Origin of the sequence: Aquiflexum sp. (assembly GCF_041751335.1) — a bacterium.
Classification (GTDB): domain Bacteria; phylum Bacteroidota; class Bacteroidia; order Cytophagales; family Cyclobacteriaceae; genus Aquiflexum.
In genome coordinates this window covers 1-7,655 of record NZ_JBGSXS010000005.1, presented here as the reverse complement: position 1 = coordinate 7,655, position 7,655 = coordinate 1, and the positions used below count along the sequence as shown (strand labels likewise).

General features: G+C 39.3%; 4 protein-coding genes. All 4 read right to left on the bottom strand.

Going from position 1 to position 7,655, the window contains the following annotated elements; translation table 11 throughout:
• Positions 1–116: 116 nt before the first annotated feature.
• The 4 genes from ACEW8U_RS00100 to ACEW8U_RS00085 all read right to left on the bottom strand — a co-directional run bounded on the left by ACEW8U_RS00100 (position 117) and on the right by ACEW8U_RS00085 (position 7,501).
• Positions 117–2,384 carry an aminotransferase class III-fold pyridoxal phosphate-dependent enzyme gene (locus tag ACEW8U_RS00100; RefSeq protein ID WP_373519990.1) on the bottom strand — a complete coding sequence of 756 codons (2,268 nt, stop codon included), beginning with the start codon at positions 2,382–2,384 and terminating at the stop codon, positions 117–119.
• A 16-nt stretch (positions 2,385–2,400) separates the two neighbouring features.
• Entirely contained in the window at positions 2,401–3,264 is an 864-nt protein-coding gene (locus ACEW8U_RS00095; RefSeq protein ID WP_373519989.1) for a histidinol-phosphatase, read from the bottom strand.
• Between the two features lie 173 nt (positions 3,265–3,437).
• A complete protein-coding gene (locus ACEW8U_RS00090; RefSeq protein ID WP_373519988.1) occupies positions 3,438–4,208 on the bottom strand; it encodes an SDR family NAD(P)-dependent oxidoreductase in 771 nt (256 codons plus the stop codon).
• Positions 4,209–4,336: 128 nt separating this feature from the next.
• Entirely contained in the window at positions 4,337–7,501 is a 3,165-nt protein-coding gene (locus ACEW8U_RS00085) for a PAS domain-containing protein (RefSeq protein WP_373519987.1), read from the bottom strand.
• Between the last annotated feature and the right edge of the window lie 154 nt (positions 7,502–7,655).

Here is a 7,655-nt window from a genome sequence, read left to right as displayed (position 1 = left end):
CGCTGAAAATCGTGGAGGGATTCGTCATAGAGTTTTTGGAAGATAAAGACGGGAATATAAAAGAAGCCAAATTTATCCAACCGAATGGCGTATTTGTGGCAAAGAAAAAGTAATACCTATTTCAAATAATTCCTCAAAATTCGATCCATCTCTTCCACTACCTGCAAGGCATTTTCCTTAGTAAAAATTAAGGGGGGCTTGGTTTTTATCACACTGTCTAAAGGTCCATCTGTACTGACAAGAATAAATCTTTCGCGCAATTCATTTTTGATATGTTTTGCCAAAATAGCATCTTCTGCCTTTGTTCCTGGTTTGACAATATCCACTCCCAAGAACAAACCTGAACCTCTGACAACCCCTATGCAATCGTATTTTTTTTGAAGGTCCAATAATAAGGATTTGTAATAATCACCCACCATCTTCGCATTTTCCATTAGTCCCTCTTCTTCCATGACTTCCAAAACTGCTAAACCAATCGCACAGGAAACTGGATTACCCCCAAATGAACTGAAAAACTCTATTCCTTTTTCAAAAGATTCCGCAATTTCTTGGGTACAGACCACCGCACCCATAGGGTGCCCATTGCCCATCGGTTTTCCCAGCACAACCAAATCGGGAATTACTCCATATTGCTCAAATCCCCAAAAACAATCCCCAACCCTTCCAAAACCAGTCTGCACTTCATCAGAAATACAAACTCCACCCTGTTGACGGATAGCTGGATACAAGTCTTTCAAATATCCCTTTGCTAATGGCACTTGACCTCCACAACCCACAATCGGTTCTGCAATAAATGCAGCTATTTGTTGGGAAAAATGCTGCATTTGTTGGATAGCTTCCTTTGCATAAGCCTTGCCGGCAGTTCCGTCGTTTTGGGTATATGGCCCTCTAGAAGTATCAGGTAGATTGGTTTTGAGAATGTAGTCCCGCTGCCCCTGTCCTTTGGGATTCGAAAATTTATAATCTGAAATATCTATGGAAACCTGGGTATTGCCATGATAGCCATGTTCCATGACCATAATCATTTCTTTTTTGGTATGCCATTTGGCCATCCGGACCGCCAAATCACTGGCAGCGCTACCTGAATTAACAAAAAACACCCTATTTAAAGTTGACGGAAACTTAGCTAACAATCTCTCCGCATATTCAGGCAACCTGTCATAAAGATACCTGGTATTGGTATTCAGTTTTGCCATTTGGCGCTGACCTGCCTCCACAACTTTTGGGTGGGAATGTCCTACATGGGGAATATTATTATAGGCGTCCAAAAAAGTATTGCCATAACCATCATACATGTATTGAAAAGCAGCCCTTTCCATTTTGATTGGCTTGCTATAGCTCACTGAAAGAATGGAACTCAAATGTTGTTTTCGATAAGCCATACTTTCCTCTACTGAAGTCACCTTTTTTATATCAATTCCTACAACTTCCCTGAATCTATTCTCCGCTTCAATCGGATTGATTTTAATCCATCCGTAAAGCATTTTCCAAGCATTTTCTTCACTGACTGAGACATAGGAGTTTTCAGGATTTGTTTTTCTGGCTTGGGCCGAATTACAAACACTTAAACAAAGCCTTGTCGCGATCAAGTAATACAAGATATCGACTTCTTTTTCTTCTAACGGAATCACTAAATGATAACCTTTCAGTACCTCTTCTGCCCATCCAAGATAATCAGCTTTGTCATAAGCGGCATAGGTCATGGCGACGGCCACTTCCTGGATCAAAGGTGCATAAGCTAAGTCCCCAAAATCAATCAATGCCAAATCTTTGGTTTCCTTGATAAGTATATTCCATTCATTGGCATCATTGTAAATGATTGATTTTCGCAGACTAGGCAGAACAGGCCTAACATTTTCTTCAAATTGTTGAAGGAAATAATGAACTAAACTTCTGCAATTGGCGGAAGGAATATCTTTTAAATAATCTTTAGCTAATTCGGGATATTGAATATGCCATTCCCACTTTCTGGATTGAATAACATAGTTTTTCATTTGTGAAAGCTCCTTGTCCAATTTTCCCAAAAAGCTACCTAAGGAATGATTTATTTCCTTGCCTGTCTTTGTGTCTCCCAAAAACCTTCCCTCTAAAAAAGACAGCAGTCTTATTATTTGGTGCTTTTCATTGTGTTCAACTACTTGAATATAACTGCCTTCCTCAAATGGAATTGGAGATGGAATTCCACCTTTAAATTTATGTTGAAGCGCCAATAAAATATCTGTTTCGGCTTGGACCAAATCAAAAGTGTCCGAAGAAAAGGGATAGGTTTTTAGAATGAATTTCCCTTTATCGGTATCCAACAAATAATTGGCATTGTCATAACCATTCAACCGCTTGATTTCAAGGGAATGAAAGTTAAACTGGGTCTTAATCCATTCTTCCATATAAAAGATTTTAAAACTACCAGTGAATTCCATTTTCATCAAAAGACATAGCCTGCCAGGAGTTATTTTTCAAGACCTTTAGCTCTTTAAATCCAACCTGTCTTAAAAGAAGAGCAGTATTTTTGTAATCACCTATGATTTCCTTTGGATGGTGCGCATCGGAATTGAGGCAAATCGGTATTTCAAATTCCTTCAACAATCGTAGTCCCAATTCACCCGGGTAGGTCTCCGAAGCCCTTTTCTTATACAAGCTCCGGGTATTCACTTCTACTATCACTCCTGTTTTTGCTGCAATTTCCAAAGTCTGTTTCATTAGGTCCTGGTACCAAGATTCCTGCTCACTGAAAAAAAACTTGTTGTGGTTTTGCATCTTGATCTTATCCACGTGACCAAGTATGGTGGGGCAATCGTTTTCCAGCATTTCAATCGTATAGTCAAAATACCTTTCCAACACTGCTCGAATATTATTGTTAAAAACTTCTTCAAGCCCTTTTTCAAAGGTCATTAAGGGCCCGTCTATTTCCCAAGGGCTCCCATCATCAAAAGCATCCACAAAATGAACAGATCCAATTGAATAATCCAAATTTAGATCTTCTGTACATTTCTTGATAAGTCCAGATTGATCAGGGAAAAAATCAATCTCCAAGCTTTTGTAAATTTCTATTTGTTCGGAGTATTTTTCCTTAGCGGCCTGAATATCCTGTAAATAGTTAAACATATCCTCCACTTTCATGGACCATTGGTTTTCAAATGAAACAGGACTATGGGAGGAAAAACCCAAACTGATAACACCCTCTTTGATTGCGTGGAGAACGTGGGTTTCAATTTCATCTACCCCGTCACAATATTTACAATGATTATGGTAATTGGTCCAGGTCATAAATGTTGTTTTTTGTCAATATAATAAAGTAAAAATTAGATCAAGTAGGATAACTTTCAAGGTAATTATTAATAAAAAACCAGAACTGATATAATTTTGGAAATGAGATTACGCTTCAAATTGAATGCTAATATTCAGTGATACTTTTTATAAAGGTCTTTTGCATGGAAAAATCAACTAATCTCTTTCTTGGCAATTTTGGTCATCAAAGGAATCTTTATCCATTTTGGCAAAATCATGATTAAAAGCCAAACCATTGGGTTTACCACAATATCGGCCTTTTTTTGAAAAAGCTTTCGGATACTTTTTTTGGCAATGAACTCCGGTTCCAAAATCATAAATTTTCCGAAAAATCCTTTTTCCACTCTTTTTATGACTTCATCATTGGTTCGAATTGGTCCGGGACACACTACACTGACAGAAACATTTGTACCCTTCAATTCCTGATTAAGACCTCGTGAAAAGGAATAAACAAAAGATTTGGATGCAGGGTAAACTGTTTTATAACCTATTGGGAGATAGGCCGCCAAACTAGAGATATTCAAAATATATCCAGCAGGTTGTTTTAAGAGATTAGGAAGTAATTGATGGGTAAGTACAGAAGTCGTAACCACATTCAGCTTAATAATATTATTGATGTAATCTACATCAGCACCAGACATTTTTTTTGTTCCCCCGGTCCCTACATTATTGATCAGCATAAAGACGTTAAAGTTCTGATTTATATAATTTGCCAATTCAATCACGTTTTGATAAACTGACAAGTCTGTTTCATAAGGTCTTGAATCAATTTTATATTTTTCCTTTAATTCTTCGCAAAAATCCTGAAGCCCATGGTTTGTTCTGCTGACCAAAATCGTATTGATCTTCATTTTGGATAGCTCAATGGCAAAAGATTTTCCTAAACCATGCCTCGCTCCTGTAACTAATGCAAATTCTTTCATACTTATCATTTAAGATAATTGTTCAATCTGAATCTTCGGAATCATGCACTCAGGCAAATATAGATTGTCTGTTGGTTTTATTTTATCACGTTATCATACTATCCGTTCTTCCTGACAAAAATAATCCTTTAGGCCAATGAAGGAAAAGCTATATGGAAAGTACTGCCTTTCCCTTCTTCCGATTCAACCCATATTTTACCCCCTAAATTATCCACTATTTTTTTGACAATGGCCAGGCCCATTCCTGTGCCACTGTACTTTTCCTTGCCGTGAAGCCTTTGAAAAATGATAAAGATCTTATCATGAAATTCGGGGGAAATACCTATGCCGTTATCACTAATCGAAACCAACCATTCGTGTTTTCTCTTTATAGCATTAATTGTAATTTCAGGTATCACATCGTCTTTGCTATATTTAAGTGCATTGCCGACTAGATTTTGGAAAATCTGCAAAACGGGCCCTTTATGTGCCATGATGGAAGGAAGGTCTCCATAAATCACTTTGGCACCTTTTTCTTCGATTATTTGGCTGTGGAGCATGCAAACTTCTTTTACTATCCCTTGGAGGTCCACCTTTACTGATTCTTCGGAGATTTTACCTACCCTAGAAAACTCTAATAGATCTAAAATGATCTGCCGCATCCTTTTGGCGCCATCCACTGCAAAACTGATATACTGGATTGCTCTTTCATCCAATTCCGTTCCATACTTTTTTTCCAATTGGGCCAAAAAGCTGGTGATCATTCTTAAGGGTTCCTGAAGGTCATGTGAGGCGACATAGGCAAACTGTTCCAATTCCCTATTTGAAATTTCGAGGTCATGCGCATGTTTTTTTAATTCAGCATTGAGCCTCTTCCGAGCCTCTTCTGCACTTTTTCTCCGATGAATATCCTGAAGGCTACCAAAGAGACGAACGCACCTGCCCTCTTCGAAATCTGCATTTCCTATAGCCCTAACCCACCTTTCTTTACCTTTTGCCGTAACGATCTCTAATTCCAAATCAAAAGGTTTCCCATGTTCAATGGCTTCCTTAACTTTTTGCCTGATGGTTTCACGTGACTTGCCTTCCTTATAAAAGTTGATGGCCGATTCCAAGTCCGGTTCATATTCCTCTGTAAGTTCCTGAATTTCCCGGGTGATTTTAGAAATAAAAAGCTTCCCGGTAACTTGGTCCACTTCCCAGCCTCCCAATTTGGCCACGCTTGTGGCATTGTCAAGAAGATTCTGCAGCTCTTTGTTATCGGTAACATCTCTGAGAACACCGATCATCCGGATTGGAGCCCCATCTTCATCCCGGATCAAATGCCCCATTTCCTCAACAAAAGCGATGCTGCCATCACCTTTACGGATTCTGAATTCCTTGTGCCACCTATACTGACCGGGATCTTCCAAAAATTCATTCCAGGTCGGTTTATTTTTTTCCCTATCAGAAAAATCCATCATATCTGCCCAGTCCGAAAGCCTGAAAGGTTCTTCTTTTTTATTAAAATCAAAAATCCTGAAAAAGCCTTCACCCCATTCAAAAACATCCTGCACAATGTCCCAATCATAAATAGCGTCATTGGTGACTTTGTTGACATATTCATACCGCTCGTTGCTTCTTTGAATGGCTTCCCTGTAAAGCACCTGATCGGTTATGTCACGGAAATTATCCACCAATCCATTGATTACGGGATCATGAAACATATTGGTGATAGTGGCTTCTATCCAAAGCCAGGTTCCATCTTTATGAAGTGTCCGAGAAACATTTTGGGTAAATGGTATGCCAGGATTCTCCAGGGCCCTATTGAGTGTTTCGGCTACTTTTTCCCTGTCTTCTGGGTGGATGATTTCAAACAACTGTAGATCAAGTGCCTCTTCTTCCGTGTAACCCAAGGTCTTGGTAATGGATGGAGAGACATATTTGGCTATTCCGTCCAATCCTAAAATGGCAAAAGAATCGGCACTGTTTTCTACCAAGGTTCTGAATCTTTTCTCATTTTGCTCCAAAGATTCGCCAGTCAGAATCTGGTTGATGTTAAGAATGAGATTATCCGTCACCGTATCCAACAATTGCCTCTCTTCCTTTAAAAAAGGGCCTTCATCCATAAGGGGTTTTTGACTGTGGTAAGTCACCACAATATATAGTTCATTCCCGTCCAAATCCATTTTCCGACTGACAAGTGTCTGTTTTGAAGCCTTATGGTGTGGTGAGGTGAATTCCTGTCCTCTATAGGCTATGGCTACGGATATTTCCTCTTCAAATTGAAAGCCTGTAGGCAGTATTTCAACGGCATGTGTCAGCAATCTCTCTACTGAAAGTCTTTGGCTACTCAGATTGGCAATCTGATAGAGGCAGCTTTGTTCTTTGACCCTTTCACTCAAATCGCCCAGTGCTTTAGCCAGATCCAATTCGATTTTTTTCTTTTCGGTAATATCGGTATGGGTACCTGACATGATGAGCGGTTTGCCATCTTCGGACCAACTGATGATTTTCCCCCTATCATTTATCCAGACTATATGCCCATCTTTGTGAAGCATCCTGCATTCTATATCATAGTAATCAATCTTTTTTTCAAAGCAGTCCTGGATAATGGATCTGGAAATATCCATATCCTCTGGATGAATCAGTTTGAACCAAGTACCTTCTTCAATTGGTTGAAGCTCTTCTAAGGTATATCCTCCGATTTCTGCCCAACGTTCGTTGATAATGACTTCTCCGGTCTGAATATGCCATTCCCATGTCCCTACCCGCGTTGCCTCAATGACATTGTGAAGTCGCATGGCTTCTGTCTTGAATTCCATTTGGGTTTCCAGAAGCATTTTTTTGCTTTTTCTCAATTCAAAAAGCTGTATCACTTGGTTGGCCAAGGATTTCAATGCTTTTTTAAGTCGGTCATCCAGTTTCCTGGGCTTTCGGTCTATTACACTTAAAGTTCCCACTGTTTCTCCTTTGGGGCCGGTCAGGGGCACTCCTGCATAAAAAACAATATTGGGAATTCCGGTAACCAGAGGATTGGCACAAAAAGCCGTTTCCTCCCGTGCGTCATTCACCATAAAAATATCCTTTTCCGATTGGATGGCCTTAGCACAAAATGACACTTCGATCGGAGTCTGATCGATATCCAATCCATGATGGGATTTGAAAAATTGCCTTTTTTCATCTACCAGGGAGATCAAGGCAATAGGACAATCGCAGATAATTGCGGCAAGTTCTGTGATGGCATCGTATTCTTTTTCAGGAGAGGAGTCCATCAGATCCAATGATTGAAGAGACTCAAGTCTTTCCTTGCTTTCAAAGGGGTTTTTACTCATATTTTTGGGTCATTCCCAGCTTAGCCTAACTTTACAAAGGCTGTATGGGAAATTAAGATATCAATATACCTAAATTATTTCCTAAAATCAGAATGCCGGAATCTGATTATTCCGGCATATTGGTAATTGATGTTACTATTAAACAGGCAAAACT